Raw genomic sequence first — 21643 nt, 5'->3', positions numbered from 1 at the left:
TTAGTCTGCTCGAACGGCCAGCACGGACAAATCCGAGAATGGCGTGTCGTCCGGTTTCGTTCCACCCGCATAGGTTTTCAGTTCACCGAGAGTCAACCTGGTAACCTCCTCGTCCTCGTGCGTCAACCGCTCGAGGACGAGCGCATCACACGACGAAGACGCACCGGCATCGAGGAGATTGGCGGCGATATCTCCTGGCATCCAATCGTACGGTCGTGGTAGTACGAGCAGGTGGCGGTCGCCGACGGAATCACGGAGGCGTTGGAGATCCGGAGCCACGTCACCGCTTTTATGGAGCGTCACGAACGTCGTTTCCTCCATGGGCGTTCGTGCACGACTCGCAGCTACTTGGAGCGACGAGATACCCGGAATCACGCGTACTGATCGGTCTATTGCAGCTTGGACCTTGCCGACGAACTGATAGCCCGAGTGGTTAGGGTCGCCCATCAGCACGGCCGTCCCGTCCGCACCGTCGCTGACCTGCTGTGCAAACGTCTCGAGCATTGCGGCTTCGTCGGCGTAGCCGCAGGGTAGCAGTTCAGCGTCGGTCTTTCCACGAACGAAGTCGACGACCGTCTCGAATCCGACGACAACGTCTGCTTCACGAATCGCTCGCTTTCCTCGAGGCGTCAGGTACTCCGTGTTTCCGGGACCGATCCCGACCGCGTACACCGGGTTCTCGGCGGACATCTCCGGTGTGGACGCCGCAATCGTCGCTGGATCTGGACCGGCTTCCAAATCGTACGTGTCGCTCATGCCAAGTCGACGTCTCCTCGTTTCACGCTTCTCTGCTCTCCGTTCGATATTTCCGAAGTTTTCAACGAAATCTCGCCATTCCGTACATCGCTTGCGACGTGTACGAATTCGTTTGTCAAACCAGCCGCAAGTCCGCTCCCGCCGCGGCGACCGACGTTCGTGATGGCAGGGACGCCGTACTCGCGGACGACTTCACGAATACGCTCGCGACTCTTGGCGGCTTTCACGAATCCCACGGGGGTGGCGACGACGACTGCGGGACGGGTTCCGTCTTCGATGCAGTCGGCGAGTGCCAGCGCCGCGGTCGGCGCGTTTCCGATCACGGCGATCGCACCGTCGTAGACGCCCTGATGGTCGAGTTCGAGTACGGACGCGGCGGTTCGCGTCATCCCCGTCCGTTCTGCGAGGTCGGTACCGTTGCCGATAGCCTTGCGAACAGAACAACTGTGGCCACGTCCAGTGATTCCCGCTTTCACCATCGTGATGTCGGTGACGATGGATCGTTCGTCGAGCACTGCCGCCGCGCCCGCTCGGACGGGAGTGCCCTCGAAGCGCAATAGATGCTGGAACTCCGGATCGCCGGTGGCGTGAACCGCCTTCTGACGGATTCGGTCAGGAAGTGTCTCATCGGGGACGAGTTCCCGCACTCGATCCATGCTCGTTTCGGCGATCTGCATGGCATTCTCGGTAGTCGCGCCGAGGTCGGCGTACGCTTCACCCTCGTCGTCACCTGTCGAGGCGTCGACGTTCGCGTCAGTCGTCATCGCTCATCACCTCTGCAGCGTCCACGCTATCGGCACGCGCTTCGATGTCACCATCGACTCGGAGATTGATGTCACGTATGCGGTCCGTCGTCTCGTTGTCGGCGTTCCACAGCCCTCGGTCGATGGCCTCGAGGAGCGTATCGGTGATGCTCTCCAGCGCCCACGGATTCACGTCGCGCATCCACTCCCGTCGATCCGCATCGAACGCGTACTTCTCGGCGACGTCGTTCCAGAGAGTGTCGCTCACGACGCCGGTGGTGGCGTCCCACCCGAGGATGACGTCAACCGTCGTGGAGAGGTCACCCGCGCCCTTGTACTCGTGATCCTCCATGCTTTTGAGCCAGTCCGGATTGAGCACTCGAGCGCGCATCGCCTTCCGAACCTTCTCCTCGTTGGTGTAGATGTCGACGTTGTTCGGATCGGCGGAGTCGCCAACGTACGAGGCAGGCTCCTCGCCCGCGATCTCCGAAACGGCGGTGATGAACCCGCCGTGGAACGCGTACCAGTCAGAGCTGTCGAACTCGTCCTGCTCGGCGGTGTCCTCGATCTTGACCGTGGCCTCGACGCTCCCGAGCCTGCGTTCAAAGGCGTCGTGCGCTTCAGAGACGCGACCACGCTTCCCCAGCGCGTAGCCACCCCACTGGACGTACACGTCCGCGAGGTCGGCGCGGTCGTCCCAGTTCCCTTCGTCGACGGCCTTGTTCGTGCCCGCACCATACCCGCCAGGTCGGGTCGTGAACACCCGATGTCTAGCGGCCTTTTCGGGTTCGTCGATACCCTGCTCGCCGAGCCGCTCGGCTTCCTCCTTGACATGCTTTTTGACGTAGTTCATCTCGTGTGACTCGTCGAGTTCGACGACCGCGTCGACGGCGTCGTGAATGACGCCCGCGGCCTGCGGGAAGGCGTCGCGGAATAGACCCGAAACGCGAGTGGTGACGTCGATTCGGGGGCGATCGAGTTCGTCCAAGGGAATGGGAGTGACGTCGTCGATGCGCCCGGCGTCGGTCCACTCGAGTTCGACGCCCATCAGCGCAAGCACTTGCGCGATGGTCTCGCCCCGCGTTCGAACAGTCGGCGTCCCCCACGCGACGACGCCGACCTCTTCGGGATACGCGCCTTCCTCTTCATGGTGGCGCGCTGCGATGCCGTCGGCGACTTCCCGCCCGACGCGCCACGCGCTCTTGGCCGGCACCTTCCGTGGGTCCAGCGTGTAGAAGTTCCGTGCCGTCGGAAGCAGGTCGACTCCGCCTCGCGTCGGCGCACCGCTCCCACCTGGTGGGACGTACTCGCCTGCCAGGGCGTCTCCCGTTCTCGGAATCTCGTCCTCCGCACCTCGAACCCGGGGGGCAACCTCCTCACAGATGAACGCCAGCGCGTCCCGAAGGTCGTTGTGTGCGCCGGATTTCGCACGTGCGTCCCCGAGTGGGTCAATGTCTACCACAAGGAGGTTCATGTTCACCTCGTCCCCTGGACCCGCCTCTGCCTCCGAGGCCGGGATGTCGAAATCGTGTTCGGCCAGCGTCTCCACGAGCGCGAGACTCGTCTCGTACACTTCGTCGGCAGCCTCCGAGAGTGTCATGCCCAATTCGTCGTCGTATGTACCCGGTTCGTCGAGCATCCGTTGGTAGTCGACGCCGAGCACGCCGGTCACACTTTCACGGAGACTGGGCCCCCCCGGATTCTCCAGTCGCGTAAGTGCGACGAGATACTCGATGAGACGGTCCGCCTCTGGGGGCTCGCTCATCGTGTGGAGCCCCATCCGAATCTGGGTCGTCTTCACGTCCGTGAGGTACTCATGGATGCGTTCGACGAGTTCGTCGACATCTATCTCGTCTCCATCGACTGTTCCCTCCGCGAGCGTCGAACCGGCTTCCTCTGGACCGCGAACGTCGACGCGCTCGTCGATATCGCCTGCGATACCAAGTTCAACCGCGAGGTCGAGTTCGTCGACTTTCTCCCGGAGGAGCCGTTCGAGGTGCTCCCCGTCGTCGGTGCGGGCGTCTTCCATCCCGGCTTCGCGATACTGATCAGCGATCTCCTCGAGTTCGGCAAGTTCGTCGTAGGTTCCGGCGTTGCGCATCACCGGGGTCAGGTAGTCGACGATAGCCGCGTATGACCGCCGCTTCGCCTGGGTTCCCTCACCCGGGTTGTTGATGATGTACGGGTACACGTTCGGGATATCGTCGACGAGCTGATCTGGGGCGCTCTCCCCGTTCAGCCCGACCGTCTTGCCGGGAAGCCACTCTAGACTCCCGTGCGTGCCGAGGTGAACAATTGCATCGGCCTCGAACGTGTTTCGGAGCCAGCCGTAGAACGCCACGTAATCGTGGGGCGGTTGGAGGTCGGAGTCGTGGTAGACCTTCGACGGATCCATCCCGAACCCACGCGGTGGCTGGACGGTGACGAGGACGTTCCCGAACTCGACGCCAGGGATGGCAAACGGACGGTCGGGCACCTCGCCCCACTCGTCGACGACGTTTGACTGGAAGCGTTCGTCCGTGGCCGCGAACCACTCGCGATACTGTTCCGTGGATACGACATCGACACTCAGGTCTCGTACGTCCTCCGGGGCGACCCAGCGGTCGTCGAGCGTCAATTGTGTGGTCAGCCGATCTACCAAGACCTGACCGCTCGTTGGTGTACGCTTGCCGAGGTCGTAGCCCCTAGCGTCCAGCTCATCGAGGAGGTTGACGGTGCTCTCTGGACTGTCGAGTCCAAAGGCGGTGCCGATGCCGTCGTCGCTCGGCGGGTAGTTGTGCAGGACGACCGCGACGTGCTTCTCCTCGTTCGAGGTATGGCGAAGGGTCGCCCAATTGACCGCAAGTCGCGCGGCATGGTCCACCCGGGCGTCGATGGGGAAGTGCTGTTTCGGTGCGCTCCCGATGTCGGCCTCGTCGTCTGTCCGCTCCTTGCCGCTGATCGGATGGGTGATGATGTTGCCGTCGAACTCCGGGAGTGCGACCGACAGCGCGAGTTCGAAGCCCATGACGCCCGTGTCGCTCTTCTCGTACCGGGAGCGGGATCGCATCGTCGTCACGGTCTGGACGACGGGAACACCGAGTCGGTCGAGGAAGACGTCCTCCGCTCCGTCTCCCTCGTCGTCCGCTGCACGCCCCCGCTCGTCCATAGAGAGGGAGAACATGAACGACGAGAGCACGGTGTCGACGATGGGGTCGCCATCGTCGAGGAGCCACTCCTCCGTCACACGTTCAGCGTCCCACTGTTCGTCGCTGTCCGTCGCCGGGTTACAGAAAATTGGGAGCGCATCCGCACCCTGCGCCTCAACGGCGCGCACCTGGGCGTCGACGTACCGCGTGTTCTCGTGGGTCCAGTGAGATTCGTAGAACCAGATAGCGACTGTAGGTGTGTCGGGGTCGAGCGTACCTATCAGATCCTCGTACGACGCTCCCGGGTAGTCCGGATGGTAGACTCCCTCCGTTGGAAGCGTCACTGGTTCGTCGTAGTCACACTCGAGTTCCCCGTACTCGTCGACGAGGAACCGAACACAGTTCGCGACGTTGTTGGTTCCACCTTTTTCTAAATATTTGTAGACTCGATCGCGGTCTGCCGCAGGGACGGACGTATCCTCGAGTGCGTAGGCGTCACCGGTGGATTTGACGACCAGTGGGACGCCGGCCTCTTCCAGACGATCGACGCCGTGGTCGTACCCTGGCATACTCTCCTCGGCACCGTGCAGCCAGAAGATCGCCGCCGTCGCATCTTCGAGTTCGTCGAGGAACGCGTCGACATCTATCTGATCCTCGAGATCGCTCTCCGAGCGAACGACAAGGTCGACATCTGTTCGCGCCGCGGCCCGCTGGACAGCTCCGAGTTCGTTTTCAGTCGCGGTGTATAGGCCGATTGTTGGCATAACGTTATTAAACCTCCATTGTGCTAATACAAGTATGATTGATTACGGCGGAGGCAAAAAAGCTTCGCACGGTCGGGGGGCGTCGCTGTCTTTTTCGGAGATCGTCGGTCAGGAGGAACTCAAGAGAGCTTTACTGGCCGTCGCAGCTAACGACGACCTGGATGGCCTTCTCATACAGGGTGAGAAAGGAACTGCGAAATCCACAGCGGTGCGGGCACTAACTGACCTCCTTCCGAGACAGGAGATCATCGAGGATTGTCCGTATGGCTGTCCGCCGAACGTGTCCGAATATAAGTGTGAAAATTGTCGTGAGCGGACCGACCCGCCAACGGCCGAACGGTCGGTTCCTCTCGTGACGCTCCCGCTGGGGGCGACCCGCGAGCGGGTTGTCGGGACGCTCTCCGTGGCGGATGCTCTCGCCGGCGATTACGAGTTCGACCCCGGACTGCTCGCCCGCGCGAACCGCGGCATCCTCTACGTTGATGAGGTGAACCTCCTCGACGACCACCTCGTCGACGTGTTACTCGACGCGGCGGCAAGCGGGGTCAACAGAATCGAACGTGACGGTATGAGCGTCTCCCATCCAGCTAGGTTCACGCTCGTGGGGACGATGAATCCCGAGGAGGGGGACCTTAGACCGCAGTTGCGCGACCGTTTCGCACTCCAGGCGACGGTCACCGCCTGTGAAGACGTCGATCAACGGGTCAGTATCATCGACCGGGCAATAGGACGAATAGACGGTGGCGTAACGGAGCAGTCGACCGACGGATGCGTGGAGATCGACGACTTCCGAGACCAGCTGTGGCAGGCCCAAAAACGGCTCTCCGAGGTCGAGCTTTCGACGCAGTTCGCCCGGGAGATCGCGGAACTATGTCGTGACTCGGGAGTTGACGGACACCGCGGAGACATCGCGACGGCGCGCGCTGCCATGACGTTCGCCGCCCTCGACGAGCGCTCGAAGGTCATCGAGCCTGACGTGCAACGGGCGGCGGAACTCGCGCTCCCTCACCGGCTTCGATCACGGCCGTTCGAAGACGCGCCTGATCCCAGCGAACTCATTGACGAACACTTCGATGGTAAGGGTGGTGACAGCGGTCAGGAGGACCGAAAAGAACAACCCGATGAGGAGCAGTCCGAAGCCGATGAGGATTCCTCAGACGAGGTGGACGACTCCGGAAACATCGAAGAAATAGACACACCAGACTCGACGGAACCCGAATCGTCTGAAGAAAACGGTAGGCGCGACGAAGTCGAGAACGATACGTCACCATCAGATCAAAGTGACAAAACGGGAACCGAGGGCGTCGAAGCGGAAGCGGCGGACGAGGGTCAGAAGACGGACGAAAATGACGTGGCGGAAGGGAAACCAATCGTCCCCGGACAGTCTCGTGCAAACATCGGTGCCGGACGCGCTCCCGAACTGGCTGCGCCCGAAGCCGTCGAGAGCGGGAGAGCAGGTGGCGGATCCCGGTCGCAGACGCAGCCACATGTCAACAACGAGGGAGCCCGGGTACGGAGTCAACGTACGGATTCGAACCGGCGCATCGACGCCGCGGCCTCGATTCGAGCGGCAACTACCCGTGGAGCTTCGTCCGTTGAATCGCGCGACCTGCGTCAATCCGTTCGTCAGAGCGACGCCTCAGCGCTGGTGCTGTTCGTCGTCGACGCGAGCGCGTCGATGCTACCCGCGATGCGTGCGGCGAAGGGAACCGTGCTCGAACTCCTGAAAGACGTGTACCAGCAGCGCGACGAGGTCGCATTTGTTGCGTTCGCCGGCGACGAGGCAAACGTTCTCCTCCCCCCTACGAACAGTGTCACCCTCGCCGCTCGTCACCTGAAGAATCTGCCAACCGGCGATCGGACGCCGCTCCCTGCCGGACTCCGAACGGCCAGCGAAGTTCTCGACCGGGCCGAACCGACCGCCAGTGTCGTCGTACTGGTCACCGATGGCCGGGCGAACGTCGCGGACGAGAGCCCGGTACGTGAGACGCGTGCGGCCGCTAGACGATTGACCGAGTTCGGCGCACACGTGGTCGTCGTCGATGCGAGCGACAGCGACAGAACCGGATTAACGGGGCTGATCGCCAACGAAACGGACGGTGAACGCGTCCCGCTCTCTGCGCTGTCTGCCAGTCGTATCGATGCAGCCGTCGATGCCGCCCGTGAAAGCTAGGTTTAGATAATCCGGAGGATTTACAAGCTTATTTGATCTTGTACAAGTGTGGTTTAGAATGGCGACTGCCAACAACACCGTTCACGGTCGAATAGAACAGGCTCGAATGGAACTAACGCCGGCGCAAATGGGTGTCGGACTTGCTCTCATCGCCGCACTCGGATTCGCACTTCTGTTCGTTCAGGAGCCGATGATGCACGACTCAATGCATAACTTCCGGCACGCGGCGGGCATTACTTGTCACTGATCATGTTCACGTCATATTTAAAGCGAGGAGTGAAAGCGGGCGTGATTGCTGGGCTGATATTCGGCTTGTTCATGGCACTCGTCGCCAATCCGCTCGTCCTGTTCGCTGACGAACTCGGGCAGGTGGATCATCACGCCGTCGATGGGCACCACAAAGAGGGGACCGATAGTGCACATCACGATAGTGCTGTTTCGATGACGGTCACGAACGGCGTGAGTATAATCTCCGGAGTTCTCTGGGGCCTGCTTCTAGGCGGGGTTATCTTCGGCATCGCCTTCTATTTCCTCGAACCCGCAATCCCGGGAACCGGTGGAATGAAAAGTTATCTTCTGGCCGTGGCTGGCTTTGTCACTGTCTCGGGCGCGCCATGGCTCGTGCTTCCGCCACAGCCACCGGGAGTCGAACAAGCACTCCCAACGGAGACCCGCCTCATCCTCTATGGAGGGATGATGGTCGCAGGTGCGCTTGTTTGTCTGCTCGCGGGGTTCGTGTTCGGTCGTCTCCGAGATGCAAATGGACGAATCATCGCTGCTATCATCGCGGTGCTTCCATTCGGTCTGCTCGTGATTCTGGCCGTTCTTTCGCCGGTGAACTCGGTGGAGAGTTCACTCCCTCCTGAACTGACGGCTGGACTGACAGGGATGATTGTGTTCGGACAGGCACTACTCTGGCTGCTCCTCGCGGGGGCTCATGCTCGACTTCATCGCCGCCAGACGGACAGGCAGGCCTCCGAGATCATGACGTCACACACCGATGCGACAGCTACCGCAGACTGATGAGACAGCGAACCAAGGACGTCCATGAGAACGGGTTCTCCGACCACGTACTGGTCTGTACGAACGACCGGGACTCGGGGTACGCCTGTTGTGCGGAGGCGCACGGTCAGGAGGTGTACGAGGCGGTGAAATCCTGGCTACGCGAGCGGGGGATCTTCTGGTCGCGCGTCCACGTCGCCGAGACGAGCTGTCTCGGATTGTGTAGCGCCGAGGGCACCGCGATTGCCATCCATCCTCGCAACCAGTGGTACTCGGACGTTGTCCCGGAGGAGGTACCGGAGCTGCTCGAAGGCGAGTTCGGTGCCGATGGAGCGCAGTTGAGTATTAAGAGAGATGACGTCTCGGTAAGCGACCACGAAAATATGACCGAACCCTGAGCCACACTTTAGAGCAATTTGGATCTCGCGATGATGATCAGTAGCCCAGCAGCCAACGTTCGAGCGACACTGATGACTGCGATTCAGACACTTATTCCCAGGTAATTTATTACCCAGTAGTATTATGGCGTTATACATGGCGCGAACACAGCTTCACCGGGCCATGGCCGGAGAGATAACTCCTGCCATGAGACGCGTAGCAGAACGCGAGACCCGTAAACCAGAGTACGTCCGTGAGCAGGTGGCGGACGGTCAGGCAGTGATCCCGAATAACCACGCTCACGAGTCACTCGATCCGATGATCATCGGGCAACAGTTCGCTACGAAGGTCAATGCCAACATTGGCAACAGTGATACGACCAGCAACCTCCAAGGGGAACTCCGGAAGCTCCACACAGCAGTCCATTACGGTGCCGATACAGTGATGGATCTCTCGACGGGCGAAAACCTCGACGAAATACGTGAAGCCAACGTCGAACATTCCCCCGTTCCGATCGGAACAGTTCCCATCTACGAAGCAGTCAAGCGGGCGAAAAATCCCACGGATATTACTCACGAACTACTAATCGACATCATCAAAAAGCAGGCCGAACAGGGAGTCGATTACATGACCATCCACGCAGGTGTGCTCATGGAACATCTGCCGCTGACGGACGGTCGCAAGACGGGTATTGTCTCGCGAGGAGGATCCATCTTGGCCCAATGGATCGAAGAAAACGGGATGCAGAATCCGCTGTACGCGAAGTTCGAGGAGATCTGTGAGATCTTCGCCAAGCACGACGTGACGTTCTCGCTCGGCGACGGCCTTCGGCCAGGATGTCTGGCCGACGCCAGCGACGAGGCCCAGTTCGCTGAACTCGAGACACTCGGCGAACTCACGCAGGTCGCGTGGGATCACGGTGTGCAAGTAATGGTCGAAGGGCCCGGTCACGTGCCTATGGATCAGATCAAGGATAATGTTGAGCGACAGCAGGACATGTGTGATGGCGCACCCTTCTACGTGCTTGGGCCATTGGTTACGGACGTTGCGCCGGGGTACGACCATATTACCAGCGCGATCGGCGCGACGGAAGCTGCCCGTGCAGGGGCAGCGATGCTCTGTTATGTCACCCCCAAGGAGCACCTCGGCCTGCCCGACAAAGAGGATGTGCGTGACGGCCTTGCAGCCTATCGAATCGCGGCCCACGCGGCGGACGTCGCTACTAGCCTCCCCGGCGCACAGGATTGGGACGACGCGCTCTCGGAGGCGCGCTATGAGTTCGACTGGCGGCGCCAGTTCGAGCTCGCACTTGACCCCGAACGAGCACAGGCGTATCACGACCAGACTCTGCCAGGTGACAACTACAAGGACGCACGGTTTTGCTCGATGTGTGGTGTTGAGTTCTGTTCGATGCGTATCGACCAGGACGCACGTGACGCGGACGGCAAGATGACCGCGATCGACGACGAAACGGATCTGGCCGTCTCGTCCGCTGCGGATGTGAACCTCCCGCCGGTGGGCACGCACGACACCAGTCATGTCCCCGAGGAAATTGAGATAGACGGGGTCACGTTCACGCCGGAGTCACACGCGGACGACTAATGTCCGGTCATCGTTTGGACTCAGTGAACTATCTCGCATCCGTCTTCCCCAGCAACAGCCGATAGCTCCCTCGTTCCGTCCCCTCGTCGTGATAGACGACGGGCTCTTCTACGGCGACGAACGTTTCACCGTCGAATGCGACCGCCGTGACGATGCCGTCGGTTTCGAGGCTCACTTCGGGCCCAGTCTCGATACCGAATATCTGCAGACCGTGAATGTCAGGATCGCGCGTCCGAAAGTGCTGCGCCCGGGGAACGACCACATGTTCGCTTTCGACACCAAGTTCGCTCGCGAAGCCGCCGATCGAGGCCGTCCAGACGTGCTCACCGTCTGAGGTATACCCGAAGGCAGTGTGTTCACGGGGATGCAGCGACGCAGTCTCGCGGCCTTCCGTCGAGTACGTGTTCCCTGTGAGGAAGATCACCCCTTCGGTCGTCGCGTGCACGTGATTCGGATAGGCATACAGCGTTTCGCCATCGACCTCCGTAGGAGTCGCCAGTTCGACACGCCACTGCTCGGCACCCCCTTGGCGGAGGCGGTAGCCGCAGTAGTCGCCATGGCTGGTGACTACGATTCCGTTCTCGACGAGCGAGACGTCACCGACGCGTCGCTGACCGACAGTACCGGGATCCCACTCGTACCGTACCATGCCCGTCCCGGCGTCAAGGACGACGAGACCATGCTGGTGAGAGCCGGGACATCGATTGTACGCGACCGCAAGCCGTCCGTCATCGGCATCGAGGCTGATTGGGGAGGCGTCAGTCTCATACGTCCAGACGACAGCACCCAGCTCGTCGAAAGCGTAGACGATACTTTTGAACGAGCGTCGCTCACCGTCGCGCTCGTAGCGACGGGATGCAACGTACAATCGATCGCTGTCAGTCTCGATATCGACGACGAAGGGGAGAAAGAATCGGGACGGTTTCTGGGGAGTTCCCACGTCCGTCGCCGTGGCATACTGCCAGCGGAGTTCTCCAGTGTCGATGTCGTAGAATCGGACAGTTCCCTCGGGACCGCGCTCGCCAACTGCGACCCCATCGCCAAACGATTCTGCCGTCACGACGGATGTCATCTCGGTCTCCGTTCCAATTCTCCAATACTCGTCGAGCATCGTTCGGTCGTGAGCGAGTACGTCTCCGGAGGCCGTCCCAGTGACGACCAGTTCATCGACCAGCGTGATGGCCGACCGTTGGCCCGCGTGCCGGGATCGGGCCGGTGTTACCTCTCCGAGTTCAACCGCTCGCTGTTCTAGTACGTTACTCATCGACGGGGAAGGTCTCGTGGAGAACGTCGTGCGCCTCGCCCAGCCCGCCGATGACACTCTCGCCCTGGTCGGTTAACCTGCGAACAGCGCGTTCCGCGTCGCGGACGGCCACTAGCCGTCCACGCATGTAGTCGTACTCTGGGTCATCTGCATCGGTCGCGGTGACCTCCTCTTCGAGGTCAACGAGCGCCGCGTCGAGGTGCCGCTCGACCTCCGAGAGCGTCTCCGCACTTGCCAAGGCTTCGATGGGGCCATCGAGGTTACCGTCGAGTTCCTTTTCGGCGTGTTCGCGCGCACTCCGGTCTTCGGTTCCAAGAACGTTCATCAATCCGAGTCGTAGGGCTTCGATTTCGTAGCAGCTCATTGTTCTGTATTACAGTGTTTGATCGACAATATCCGAGACGATTCGATCCCTGTCGAGGTGGGACGAGACGATTCGCTCCGCATCGGTCTGGTCAACCCCGCCGTACCAGACGCCGTCAGGATAGACGGCGACCATGGGTCCATCGCCACAGCGGCCGAGGCATGACGAGCGCGTGATGCGAGCGTCGCACGCGTCGGAGTCCCGGGTCTCCTGTCGCAACCGTTCCAGAACGGCCGGTGAGCCGTCGGCGGCACAGGTCTGATTCGTACAAACTGTGACGTGTTTCGCTGGGGCGTCGTGAGTGTGTGGCTGCTCGTCCACATCGTCACGGTCTGCGTGGGATTCTTGATGTGTCAGTGCCCGCAGCATCGCTCTCGCACCGCCGACGTCCTCCTCGTAGCCGTCGAGTTCGACTTTGTACTTGCAGGTATCACACGACATATCCACGCTGTCCGTACGGGCTTCCTGCCAGCGGTCACCGAGCACATCTAATAGCCGTGTGTCGGTTCCGAGCGGGTCGCCGGCCGCGGCGTCAACGTACGGGTACTCGTCGTCGAACTCGGCGGCACCGTCGCGGATACGCCCGGTGAGCACGCCGTCTCCGAGCATGTACGGGAGCACGACCACGGCGTCCGGACGGCTTTTCGCCACCGTATGGAGCGTCTCCTCAAGGCGAGGATCGGTAACGCCGATAAATGACGTTTCGACGCGGTCGAAAGAGCGCCCCTCGTACAGTAACCGGGCAAGTTTGTGTGCGTCGCTGTTCGCGTCCGGGTCGCTAGAGCCGCGGGCACAGAGGACGACTGCGACGTCCACTTCCTCGCGATCGATTCCTAACTCAGACTCCACCGCCGCGGCCCGGTTGTCGAGGAGATCCACGAGGGCGGGATGCACCCCGAGATGCGCGCCGTTGTGGATCGTGAGCTCGGAGTGGTCTAACCGGGCATTCTGGACCGCCAGCGGCACGTCGTTCTTGACGTGACCCGCTGCGAAGAGCGACAGCTGGACGACGGTGATTCGCGAAACACTCGACGCGAGGCCCGCGATGGCGTCTGGAATTGACGGTTTCGCGAGTTCGAGGAACCCTGCGTCGACCGGGACGCCGAGTCGTTCTTCTAGGTCGGCGGCGAGCGTGCGGACCTGTTCGTTCGACTTCTCACGGCGAGATCCGTGTCCGATCAGCAGCACGGCCTCGTCGTCAAGCCCGACCGGAGTCGCTTTCGCGTTCGTGGTCATTGAGAGAGTTCGCCCACCTCGCTACCCGTCGCACGTTCGACGCTCCGTCGGAGCTTCTGCCGCCTCTCCGTCGAGTACAGCCCCGAACTGTCGCTGTCCGCGTACACCCATTGTGCAAACGCCGCCGTGTCTGCTTCATCGGCTAGACCGAACCAGTAGCCACCAGAGGAAGTATCGGAGAGATCATCGGTCGGAACGTGTGGATCGGCGGCGTCGAGGAGTGACCGAACCGTCCGAAGTAGGGCTTCGTCGTCGTGGACGAACGAGACACCGACCGACCCCGAGGACTCACGGAAACAGACAGTGCCACAGGCCTCGAGTAATCCACGAACGAGCTGTGGACGGTAATCTGAGAACATGTCGAACCGATATCCACCAGGCTGTCCGTCGATGGGAAGTCCAAGCGCCGCACTTGCGCGGTCGGCCAGCATCCCGAATACCTGTAACTTGTACTCATCTTCGAACCGGACGATTGAGGCGTCGTGCGCCGACTCCCGGGCGGCGACTCGATGGTCGTGGTCCGTTCGGCCAGCGCCGGCGATCGCCGCAATCGCGTCGGCAGACGTCTCGTCTGCCGTCCGGACGGTCACACAGCTCTGGGTCAGTTCGCCATCACCGGCCACGCGTCCCCAGAAGTACGCCGTGGCCGGTGTCGAGGTGAGCAGATCCTCGACTGGCTCGGGCATCGTGGATCGTCGGTTCGCGTCACTCATCGTCTTCCTCCGTCAGCACCTCGATCGCGTCGACCGGGCAGGCGCGGGCCGCCTTTTTGGCCGCTGTCAGCTGATCGTCAGTGAATGTCACGAGTTGTTTTCCGCTCACCTCGCACTCCTGGTGGCTATAGTCGCCGCTCCAGTCGATTGTCGCCAACCCGTCCGAGGCCTCGACGAAGCGGTCGTCTCGGACGAGACAGGCGAACACACCATCACAGGCGTTGCGGTCGAGCCGTACCTGATACTCAGTAGTCATACTTGGACTCGTACCCCCGCGGCGTCACCATCCGATCGTCCCAGACGTACGTCTCCTCGTTTCCGACGAGGATCGTCGTAGTCATGTCGATGAGGTCCGTCTCGCCGAGGTCCTCGAGCTCGCCGAGTTCGACGATCTCAACCTCCTCGTCGTCGCGGCCCGCTCCGTGGACGACCCCGACGGGCGTGTCCGGTGCGCGGTGCTCTAAAAGAATCTCACAGCACTTCTGGAAGTTCTCCCGACGCTTGCGGCTCCAGGGGTTGTAGATAGAGATGGTGAAGCCCTCCTTGGCTGCCGCGTGGAGCCGTGACTCGATGGTCGGCATCGATGTCAGGTGGTCCGACAGGGAGATACTGACTGTGTCGTTCACGAGCGGTGCGCCCAACCGCGCGCCACAGGACTGGGCAGCGGGGACGCCTGGAACGACCTCGAAGTCGACCATGCTCGCGGTCGCGCCCTTCGACTCGAGGATCTCTAGCGCCAGACCGGCCAGCGCGTAGACGTTCGGATCGCCGCTTCCGATGATGGCGACGTCGTTGCCTGCGAGCGCGCGGTCGATCGCTTCCTCCGTGCGAGACACTTCGCCACACATCGGCGTGTCGTACAGTTCCTCTGCCGACTCCGTGACCTCCTCTGGCAGGAGTTCGACGTACGTGGTGTACCCGACGATATGCTCCGCGTCGAGCAGCGCCCCGCGGGCACGCTGGGTCATCCCTGCCGGCTGTCCGGGACCCAAGCCAACTGCAATGAGTCGTCCGGGATCTGCCTCGAAGTCGTCGACGGTCGACCCGACCTTCTCGTCGGTCGCCGACTTCTTCGAACTGCCGCATGCAGAACTCGACGACGTCGTGGACCCGCCACACGTCGACGTGCTCTCATCAACGTCTGTCACCGTTCCAGCTGCGCTCGTGACGCCACCGTCGGCCTCGGCGTCCGGGGTCGAAGCTCCGCATTCCGAACCCGATTCGGTGTCAGTCGCAGTTTCAGCCGCGTTCGAATCGTCGCTCGCGCCACAGCTGGTTTCGGTGTCTGTGCTCTTCTCAGTGGTGGTGTCGTCAGTGCTCATTGTCAGAAGTCGTCGACGTCACGCCCGCCGCGCGGGGTGACGAGGTGTTTGCCGTAGTCGTTCTCCCAGACCGTCGTCTCGTGATTGCCGATCAGAATGGACGTTCCCATCCCGCCGACCTCGTCGTTGTGGTCGTTCGCCTCGCCGAGGGTGGTGATGGTGTGTGTCTCGTCGTCCAGATTTCGACCTGCGTCGCCGCGGCCGGCGTCGTTGAAGATGCCGACCGGTACGTCCTCGGCTCGCTCCTCGCGAACCACGTCGATAGCGCGCTGATAGTCACGCCAGCAGTTGTAAAGGACGATGACGAACCCACTGATCGCCGCGGCTCGCAGTTTCTCTTCGATCTCGTCCCATCCGCGCCACTTGTCGGACAGCGAGACCGTACAGAAGTCGTTCGACAGCGGTGCGCCGAGATTGGCCGCGCCACCGAGCGCCGCCGTCACACCGGGGACCACCTCGATGGGAACGTCGTCCGCCTCGTCCGCCTCGGCCATTGTGTACAGGAGGTCGCTCTTGCCGTAGACGTTCGGATCGCCGCCAGAAACGTGGGCGACATCTTCGCCCGCCCGGACGCGCTGGAACGCCTCACGGGCCAGTTCGACCTGCTTCCCCATCGTCGAGCAGATGAGGGTCTGGCGGGTACCCCCTGGCCGTTCGAAGACGGTACCGGACTCGGCTCCTGCCGCCGTCCCCCCGTCAGGTGCGGCTTCCACCTCGGTGTTTTCTGGGGGGAGCGTTCCGTCGCGACGGAGGAACTCCTGGTAGAGGTTCGACGCGATGACGCAATCGGCGGTGGTGATGACGTCCTTGGCCCGCTGCGTCATCGCGTGGGGCAGTCCAGGGCCGATGCCAACGACGAAGAGGGTCCCCATCGCGTCGGCGGTGGCGGCATCTCTGCCATCCATGTTACCGCCCCACCGCGACGGTCACGGCGTCATCGAACCGCTCTTTCTTCCGGGCAAGGTCGTGCTCGCGGCCGCCGGCAATAGCCGACGCTTCAGCGATACCCGGCCAGCCGATGAGTTCCTTCGACCGCGAGGGTGAGGGCCCCTCGAACTCCTCCAGCGTTTCCTTCTCAAAGAGGACGACCCCCGCACTGATCTCCTGGGCTGCCTCGTAGAGTCCTTCTTCACCCTCCTTTCGAGTGCCGGTCGCGACGAACTCCACGTCGGAGAACTCTAGACCCAGGTCGTCAAGGACAGCCTCCCAGGCATCGAGTACCTGCGCTTTCTTCACCCCCGAGACGGTGCCGGTCCCGAGGACGACGCCGTCCTCGCCGTTGCGCTTGAGAACGGTCACGTCGTCGCCGACGAGGACCGCTCGGGGGCCGTCGAGACGGGCCACCGGACCGAGTTCATCGTTCAAAACGGCGAGGTTCGTCGCGACCGTCGAATCGCCGTTGACGACGTGGGTGTCCAGCGTCTTCGCCTTGCTCTCGACGCCCTGCTTGCCCGCAGCCTCGCTCGCGGTCGTCATCGCCGGGACTGCGCCCAGTTGTGAGAGATCGTGGGCGACCTGATTCGCACCGTGATGGCCGCCCGTGATCGGGATGGCCCACGTGAGTTCCTCGTCGACGACCACGATTGCAGGGTCGTCCCACTTATCGTCGAGGAGCGGCGCGGTTTTGCGCATCGCGATGCCCGAGGCCATCAGTCCAACGAAGCAATCGTACTCGCCCCAATGCTCCGCGAACACGTCACTGTGGTACTCGATGATGTCCACTCGCTCGTAGCCGTCGCCGATTCCCTCCTCGATCTCGTGAGCGGTGTCGAGCTTGCGCTCGAAGCTGATGATAGCAATCTCCTCGGCCACTTCGCCGTCTGAGTCCGGCGTGGAGCAGTGGCCGTCTGATTCGTCCGAATCCGTGTCCTTTGTGTCAGTACTCATGGCTAGTCGTCTGCCTCGCTCTCTGTGGAATTGCGGTTCGCCCAGTCTCCGTATAGGAAGGAGCGCTCATAACCCGCTTTTCGCACCGCGTCGCCGATGATGACGAGCGCAGACGCACGGTACCCCGCTGCCTCCAGCTGCTCGCCGATTGTTCCGATTGTGCCTTCGATGACCTCCTCGTCCGACCACGACGCGTGATAGACGACGGTAACTGGCGTCTCCGGGTCGTGGCCGTCCTTGAGGAGGCGGTTCATCGTCTCGCCGACCGCGTGGGTTCCGAGGTAGATGCAGGTCGTCACGTCACCCATCTCGACGAATTCACTGATATGGTCATCTTCGGGATCGAGTGTCTTCCCCTGAGGACGAGTGAACACAACGTGATTCGCCACGCCGTTCAGCGTGAGTTGGGTTCGGAGCGTCGCACTAGCTGCGAACGCCGAGGTCACACCTGGCACGAGGTAGGTCGGGATGCCCTCGTGCTCCAGCGCGTCCATCTGCTCTACGGCCGCCCCGTAGATTGCGGGGTCGCCACTATGAAGGCGAACGACGTTCCGCCCAGCTTCGTAGGCGTCCCGAATCAGCGGCACCAGCTCCTCCAAGTCTTTGCCGATGCTCGACACCTGCTCGGCGTCCGCGCAGTATTCGTCGAGGAGCTCGCTGTTGACCAACGACCCGGCGTGGACGACGAGGTCTGCCGTCTCGACCAGTTCCCTGCCAGTGACGGTGAGTAATCCGGGGTCGCCGGGACCGGCACCGATGAACGGGATGCCTTCCTGCACCTCGCCGGCAGTTCGCTCTTCGATTCGGGGGTCTCGCTCCGTCGCTCGGGTAGCCGCCTCCGCGTCGATGGCGTCTTGGGGGTCGGTCATCGCGGTGGCACCTCCGGTACTTCGTTGCCACAGGCTCCACCTTCTGCCCATTCAGATCTCTCGATGTCACTCGACATTTTCCGGTTTGCGGTAGGATCCTCCTTCGAATTAACACTATCTCGCGACCCACCATCGGTCGTCACGGTTTCTCCGTCCGCCGCATTACCCTGCTCCGACTCAGTGAACTTCGCGGTCGCCGGCTCCGAATCGATGTCGCATCTCTCCGCGTAGGCCAATGTGTAGTAGTCACGTTCGGTCAGGGTCTCGGGATCGTCCGTCACGACGGTCTCGCCCTGTTCCATGTACAGTCGGCGGCCGTACACCACGTCGTAGCCAGCATCAATGAGCTGCTCGTGCGTCGTCGGGACGTCGGTGACTTTGAATAAAATCATCCGATCTGGGCCCGTGGGAGCGGCACCACGAGCAGCCTCGTGAAGCGCGAGGCTCGCTCCCGAAGATATTTCGACACCAAGTGCCGTCGTGAAAGCGGTTACAGCGCTTACTCCGGGAACTATCTCAACTTCGATATCCGAATGCAACGTTGAGAGCGTCCGCCGCAGGTGTCCGAATGTAGAATAGACGTTCGGATCGCCGAGCGTGACGAATGCAGCAGTTCCGTCGCGAGCATGCGGCGCGATTTCTGCGGCGGCTTCTTTCCAGGCTCGTCGGAGTTCATCCTCGTCACGGGTCATGGGAAAGTTGACGTCACCGATCTGCTCCTCGGAAACGTACTCGGTCACCACCGAACGAGAGAGGCGTCCGGGTGAGTAGACTACGTCTGCCTCTTTGAGGACGCGACGTCCGCGTACAGTCACGAGGTCGGCGTCACCTGGCCCTAGTCCGATACCGTAGAGGGTCATCGTCGTCCTCCGTCTGTCGCAACCTCACCGGTTCCGCCCACCAACATGTACACCGGGTTCTCCGAGTCGAAACTCGTCGCGCCGGCGAGTTCGTAGCCGTGACTCACCTGGAACTGGATGACCTCTTCGAGGAGATCCCGTTCACGGAACGCTTCGGTGGCGGCCCCGGCGACTTCGAGCCGCGAAACGTTCATGACTACACGGTCGACATCCGTTTCGACCGCGGTGTCGAGGACTGCCTCGTAGTTCCGACTGCCACCAATGAACAGAACGTCTGCATCCTCTGGTAGTCCCTCCGGTGCTTCGGCCTCTCGGAGGTTCACGTTCGCCGTCACATCGTTGGCAGTGAGATTCTTTTTAGTGGTTTCAATTCGTTCTGACTTTCGTTCGAGCGCGGTAACTCGACCGGCGCGTCGCGCCGCCTCGATGGTGACTGCGCCAGTACACGAACCAACCTCCACAAAGTGGTCGGTCGGATCAAGGTCGAGTTTGCTGAGAAGGACGGCCCTGACCTCTGGTTTTGTCGGGCCTGCCTTCGCGTCGTAGGGGAGCGATACGTTCGCCATCGCCAGAGACAACTATCGTGGAGCGTAAAACAATTTTGGTTGTATTATCGAAAGCCAAGTTTAGTTGGTAGCGGTAAATAGCCTACTACCTCAACTACACGCGAATTAAGGCAAAAATACTTTAGTTTTCGGATCAGAGAAACCGTAATGCCGAAGAATACGGACGAAGCCGAGGGATTCGGCGTCCTCCAGAGTAAAAGGAACGCAACCAGATATCAAATTCTGGTACAGATTGCCGAACGACAACCCGCTGTAAACCAACAAGAGATAGCCGATGCAATCGGCATCACTGCGCAAGCCGTTAGTGATTATCTAAAGGACTTAGTCGAGCATGACTACGTCAACAAACGCGGTCGCGGCCGATACGAAGTGACCAAGGAGGGCGTCGACTGGTTGATTTCGCAGACCGACGAGTTACGCCACTTCGTCCAACACGTTTCCCAGGACGTCATCGAACAGGTTGAGATTGAGACTGCAATTGCCACAACAGAGATCCGTGAGGGAGAGTCAGTGTCATTGACGATGCAGGACGGTGCCCTACGCGCCATGTCTGGTAGGACTGGGAGTGCAACCGCAGTTGCAGTAACGGATGCGAAGGCAGGTCAAGATGTAGGGATCACAAATTTCGAAGGAGTCGTCGATTACGAACTGGGAACTGTGACGGTTGTCGCAATCCCTCAAGTCCAAGACGGAGGAAGTTCAGCCGTGAATCCGGATAAGACACTAGAGATGGCCGATTCACACGATTTAGTTGCAGTTGCCGGGATCGAAGCACTCGCTGCTGCCACGGCTGCAAGTCTTGAAGTGGACATTCGTTTCGGAAGTGTCCCCGCAGTTCAGGAGGCGGCCACGAAAGGGCTCGACGTTCTGCTGTTAACTGCGAAAGACGTACTATCGAGGCATACCGATAAACTTCGCGAGCAAAACCTGAGCTATGAGGTAGTGGATGTCGGAGAAAAATAGCGTTTCCGGCTACCAATCAAAGTCACTTCACCGATGAAAGGGAGCGCACGTGCTCATCCAATCCAGGGATTAGTAAAATATCATGGCCTCAGAAACACAGCCTTGAACGTTCCATATCACGATTCGATTTCGGTCTGTACTGCCCCCTCGGAGACACGGACGACCGTGGAGTTCGGGTACGATACGGATACCTGTCACGTGGACGGTTCTGCAATCGACGCTGAAGGATACGAACGGGTAACGACCGTGATCGACCATGTTCGGAAGCTTTCTGGCGTCGATAGCCACGCACGGGTCGTCTCCGAGAATAACTTCGAGTCGAACATTGGTCTCGGAGCTTCAGCATCCGCATTCGCTGCACTCGCCCTTGCAGCAGCGACAGCTGTCGGTCTGGATCTCTCTCGTAGTGAACTCTCGGCACTAGCCCGACGTGGTGCCACATCCGCCGCCCGCAGCGTGACAGGAGGCTTCTCACACTTGCACACTAGTATGAGCGACGAAGACTGCATCGCAGAGCGGGTACCCGACTCGTTCGACGAGGACATCCGGATCGTCGTTGGGGTCGTGTCAAAATACAAGCTGACTTCGCGTGCACATACGGAAACGCCGCAGTCTCACCTTTTCCAAGGACGGCTTGCACACATCCATAATGTATTAGTCGAGATGCGTGAGGCAATCCAAAACGGCAATTTCGAATCCACGTTCGCTCTTGCCGAGCGCGATTCGCTTAACCTCCTCGCGGTGACTATGACAGGTCCCGAGGGGTGGGTTTATTGGCAGCCGGAGACTCTCAAATTACTCAGATTGGCACGTCGGCTACGCGAAACTGGCATCCCCGTTTATTTCTCATCAGACACCGGAGCAACAGCATATCTAAACACGACCGCCGAATACGCTGAAGAAGTTTCAGACGAAGTTGAAGCGTTGGACATAGAATCTCGCATTTGGCACATCGGCGGGAGGGCTGAGAAAATAAACGGTCACCTCTTTTGAGTGTTTTGGTGCAGAACAGTTGTATCGTTCGGTGAAAAAGTGCCCTTTGTCGGACGACTA

General features: G+C 60.8%; 21 protein-coding genes. 7 read left to right on the top strand and 14 right to left on the bottom strand.

All coding sequences use genetic code 11. The annotated features are described in order from the left end of the window. Genes LIW51_RS35060 through cobN form a run of 3 tightly spaced genes read right to left on the bottom strand, consistent with a single transcriptional unit; the run spans window position 1 to window position 5391 of the window. Entirely contained in the window at window positions 1-756 is a 756-nt protein-coding gene (locus LIW51_RS35060) for a cobalt-precorrin-7 (C(5))-methyltransferase (protein ID WP_227380164.1), read from the bottom strand. Beyond that, a complete protein-coding gene (locus LIW51_RS35055) occupies window positions 753-1520 on the bottom strand; it encodes a precorrin-8X methylmutase (protein ID WP_227380163.1) in 768 nt (255 codons plus the stop codon). Before LIW51_RS35055 ends, LIW51_RS35060 begins: the two co-directional genes overlap by 4 nt. Then, window positions 1510-5391, bottom strand: coding sequence for a cobaltochelatase subunit CobN (gene cobN / locus LIW51_RS35050; RefSeq protein WP_227380162.1), 3882 nt, complete (start codon window positions 5389-5391; stop codon window positions 1510-1512). Before cobN ends, LIW51_RS35055 begins: the two co-directional genes overlap by 11 nt. Before the next feature lie 34 nt (window positions 5392-5425). On the opposite strand from cobN, the gene LIW51_RS35045 reads away from it, so the two are divergent. The 5 genes from LIW51_RS35045 to thiC all read left to right on the top strand — a co-directional run bounded on the left by LIW51_RS35045 (window position 5426) and on the right by thiC (window position 10546). Then, window positions 5426-7564 carry an ATP-binding protein gene (locus LIW51_RS35045; protein ID WP_227380161.1) on the top strand — a complete coding sequence of 713 codons (2139 nt, stop codon included), beginning with the start codon at window positions 5426-5428 and terminating at the stop codon, window positions 7562-7564. A 58-nt stretch (window positions 7565-7622) separates the two neighbouring features. Next, complete coding sequence (locus tag LIW51_RS35040) at window positions 7623-7811, top strand: CbtB domain-containing protein (protein ID WP_227380160.1); 189 nt, start codon at window positions 7623-7625, stop codon at window positions 7809-7811. Between the two features lie 2 nt (window positions 7812-7813). Then, window positions 7814-8587 carry a CbtA family protein gene (locus tag LIW51_RS35035; protein WP_227380544.1) on the top strand — a complete coding sequence of 258 codons (774 nt, stop codon included), beginning with the start codon at window positions 7814-7816 and terminating at the stop codon, window positions 8585-8587. Beyond that, window positions 8587-8964 (top strand): (2Fe-2S) ferredoxin domain-containing protein, encoded by a 378-nt coding sequence (locus LIW51_RS35030; RefSeq protein WP_227380159.1) that lies wholly within the window; start codon window positions 8587-8589, stop codon window positions 8962-8964. The genes LIW51_RS35035 and LIW51_RS35030 overlap by 1 nt, the downstream gene beginning before the upstream one ends. A gap of 136 nt (window positions 8965-9100) precedes the next feature. Beyond that, the gene (thiC, locus tag LIW51_RS35025) at window positions 9101-10546 is read left to right on the top strand and encodes a phosphomethylpyrimidine synthase ThiC (protein WP_227380158.1); all 1446 of its coding nucleotides are present in this window, start codon (window positions 9101-9103) and stop codon (window positions 10544-10546) included. Between the two features lie 28 nt (window positions 10547-10574). Here thiC and LIW51_RS35020 read toward each other — a convergent pair whose 3' ends face one another. From LIW51_RS35020 to cbiT, 11 genes are read right to left on the bottom strand one after another with little or no spacing between them, the layout of a single operon-like run. Then, the gene (locus tag LIW51_RS35020) at window positions 10575-11810 is read right to left on the bottom strand and encodes a PQQ-binding-like beta-propeller repeat protein (RefSeq protein WP_227380157.1); all 1236 of its coding nucleotides are present in this window, start codon (window positions 11808-11810) and stop codon (window positions 10575-10577) included. Continuing rightward, a complete protein-coding gene (locus LIW51_RS35015; RefSeq protein ID WP_227380156.1) occupies window positions 11803-12174 on the bottom strand; it encodes a DUF3209 family protein in 372 nt (123 codons plus the stop codon). The genes LIW51_RS35020 and LIW51_RS35015 overlap by 8 nt, the downstream gene beginning before the upstream one ends. A 9-nt stretch (window positions 12175-12183) precedes the next feature. Beyond that, a complete protein-coding gene (locus LIW51_RS35010; RefSeq protein WP_227380155.1) occupies window positions 12184-13410 on the bottom strand; it encodes a CbiX/SirB N-terminal domain-containing protein in 1227 nt (408 codons plus the stop codon). Beyond that, window positions 13407-14123, bottom strand: coding sequence for a cobalamin biosynthesis protein (locus LIW51_RS35005; protein ID WP_227380154.1), 717 nt, complete (start codon window positions 14121-14123; stop codon window positions 13407-13409). Before LIW51_RS35005 ends, LIW51_RS35010 begins: the two co-directional genes overlap by 4 nt. Continuing rightward, window positions 14116-14379: a ferredoxin gene (locus tag LIW51_RS35000; RefSeq protein ID WP_227380153.1), complete on the bottom strand. Its 264-nt coding sequence runs from the start codon at window positions 14377-14379 to the stop codon at window positions 14116-14118. Before LIW51_RS35000 ends, LIW51_RS35005 begins: the two co-directional genes overlap by 8 nt. Next, window positions 14369-15445, bottom strand: a complete 1077-nt coding sequence (gene cobJ / locus LIW51_RS34995) for a precorrin-3B C(17)-methyltransferase (protein ID WP_227380152.1) — start codon at window positions 15443-15445, stop codon at window positions 14369-14371. The genes LIW51_RS35000 and cobJ overlap by 11 nt, the downstream gene beginning before the upstream one ends. A 2-nt stretch (window positions 15446-15447) precedes the next feature. Further along, a complete protein-coding gene (locus tag LIW51_RS34990; protein ID WP_227380151.1) occupies window positions 15448-16350 on the bottom strand; it encodes a precorrin-3B C(17)-methyltransferase in 903 nt (300 codons plus the stop codon). 1 nt (window position 16351) lies between these two features. Further along, window positions 16352-17332, bottom strand: a complete 981-nt coding sequence (gene cbiG / locus LIW51_RS34985) for a cobalt-precorrin 5A hydrolase (protein ID WP_227380150.1) — start codon at window positions 17330-17332, stop codon at window positions 16352-16354. 2 nt (window positions 17333-17334) lie between these two features. Beyond that, window positions 17335-18201, bottom strand: a complete 867-nt coding sequence (locus LIW51_RS34980; RefSeq protein WP_227380149.1) for a cobalt-precorrin-4/precorrin-4 C(11)-methyltransferase — start codon at window positions 18199-18201, stop codon at window positions 17335-17337. Next, entirely contained in the window at window positions 18198-19061 is an 864-nt protein-coding gene (locus tag LIW51_RS34975; RefSeq protein WP_227380148.1) for a cobalt-factor II C(20)-methyltransferase, read from the bottom strand. Before LIW51_RS34975 ends, LIW51_RS34980 begins: the two co-directional genes overlap by 4 nt. Beyond that, entirely contained in the window at window positions 19058-19627 is a 570-nt protein-coding gene (gene cbiT / locus LIW51_RS34970) for a precorrin-6Y C5,15-methyltransferase (decarboxylating) subunit CbiT (RefSeq protein WP_227380147.1), read from the bottom strand. The genes LIW51_RS34975 and cbiT overlap by 4 nt, the downstream gene beginning before the upstream one ends. Window positions 19628-19774: 147 nt before the next feature. Here cbiT and LIW51_RS34965 point away from each other — a divergent pair, with 147 nt between their 5' ends. Both LIW51_RS34965 and LIW51_RS34960 read left to right on the top strand, forming a co-directional pair. Next, a complete protein-coding gene (locus LIW51_RS34965) occupies window positions 19775-20590 on the top strand; it encodes a DUF7839 domain-containing protein (protein ID WP_227380146.1) in 816 nt (271 codons plus the stop codon). 33 nt (window positions 20591-20623) lie between these two features. Beyond that, window positions 20624-21583 carry a GHMP family kinase ATP-binding protein gene (locus LIW51_RS34960; protein WP_227380145.1) on the top strand — a complete coding sequence of 320 codons (960 nt, stop codon included), beginning with the start codon at window positions 20624-20626 and terminating at the stop codon, window positions 21581-21583. Window positions 21584-21643 lie beyond the last annotated feature (60 nt).

This window comes from Haladaptatus halobius (assembly GCF_020618475.1).
In the GTDB taxonomy this organism is placed as follows: Archaea; Halobacteriota; Halobacteria; order Halobacteriales; family Haladaptataceae; genus Haladaptatus; species Haladaptatus halobius.
The sequence above is the reverse complement of the archived record's forward strand: the minus strand, read 5'-3'. Positions and strand labels throughout refer to the sequence as shown.

Coding starts and splice junctions, on each gene's coding strand:
- LIW51_RS35060 (WP_227380164.1), bottom strand. CDS start 756: ATGAGCGACACGTACGATTTGGAAGCCGGTCCAGATCCAGCGACGATT.
- LIW51_RS35055 (WP_227380163.1), bottom strand. CDS start 1,520: ATGACGACTGACGCGAACGTCGACGCCTCGACAGGTGACGACGAGGGT.
- cobN (WP_227380162.1), bottom strand. CDS start 5,391: ATGCCAACAATCGGCCTATACACCGCGACTGAAAACGAACTCGGAGCT.
- LIW51_RS35045 (WP_227380161.1), top strand. CDS start 5,426: ATGATTGATTACGGCGGAGGCAAAAAAGCTTCGCACGGTCGGGGGGCG.
- LIW51_RS35040 (WP_227380160.1), top strand. CDS start 7,623: ATGGCGACTGCCAACAACACCGTTCACGGTCGAATAGAACAGGCTCGA.
- LIW51_RS35035 (WP_227380544.1), top strand. CDS start 7,814: ATGTTCACGTCATATTTAAAGCGAGGAGTGAAAGCGGGCGTGATTGCT.
- LIW51_RS35030 (WP_227380159.1), top strand. CDS start 8,587: ATGAGACAGCGAACCAAGGACGTCCATGAGAACGGGTTCTCCGACCAC.
- thiC (WP_227380158.1), top strand. CDS start 9,101: ATGGCGCGAACACAGCTTCACCGGGCCATGGCCGGAGAGATAACTCCT.
- LIW51_RS35020 (WP_227380157.1), bottom strand. CDS start 11,810: ATGAGTAACGTACTAGAACAGCGAGCGGTTGAACTCGGAGAGGTAACA.
- LIW51_RS35015 (WP_227380156.1), bottom strand. CDS start 12,174: ATGAGCTGCTACGAAATCGAAGCCCTACGACTCGGATTGATGAACGTT.
- LIW51_RS35010 (WP_227380155.1), bottom strand. CDS start 13,410: ATGACCACGAACGCGAAAGCGACTCCGGTCGGGCTTGACGACGAGGCC.
- LIW51_RS35005 (WP_227380154.1), bottom strand. CDS start 14,123: ATGAGTGACGCGAACCGACGATCCACGATGCCCGAGCCAGTCGAGGAT.
- LIW51_RS35000 (WP_227380153.1), bottom strand. CDS start 14,379: ATGACTACTGAGTATCAGGTACGGCTCGACCGCAACGCCTGTGATGGT.
- cobJ (WP_227380152.1), bottom strand. CDS start 15,445: ATGAGCACTGACGACACCACCACTGAGAAGAGCACAGACACCGAAACC.
- LIW51_RS34990 (WP_227380151.1), bottom strand. CDS start 16,350: ATGGATGGCAGAGATGCCGCCACCGCCGACGCGATGGGGACCCTCTTC.
- cbiG (WP_227380150.1), bottom strand. CDS start 17,332: ATGAGTACTGACACAAAGGACACGGATTCGGACGAATCAGACGGCCAC.
- LIW51_RS34980 (WP_227380149.1), bottom strand. CDS start 18,201: ATGACCGACCCCCAAGACGCCATCGACGCGGAGGCGGCTACCCGAGCG.
- LIW51_RS34975 (WP_227380148.1), bottom strand. CDS start 19,061: ATGACCCTCTACGGTATCGGACTAGGGCCAGGTGACGCCGACCTCGTG.
- cbiT (WP_227380147.1), bottom strand. CDS start 19,627: ATGGCGAACGTATCGCTCCCCTACGACGCGAAGGCAGGCCCGACAAAA.
- LIW51_RS34965 (WP_227380146.1), top strand. CDS start 19,775: ATGCCGAAGAATACGGACGAAGCCGAGGGATTCGGCGTCCTCCAGAGT.
- LIW51_RS34960 (WP_227380145.1), top strand. CDS start 20,624: ATGAAAGGGAGCGCACGTGCTCATCCAATCCAGGGATTAGTAAAATAT.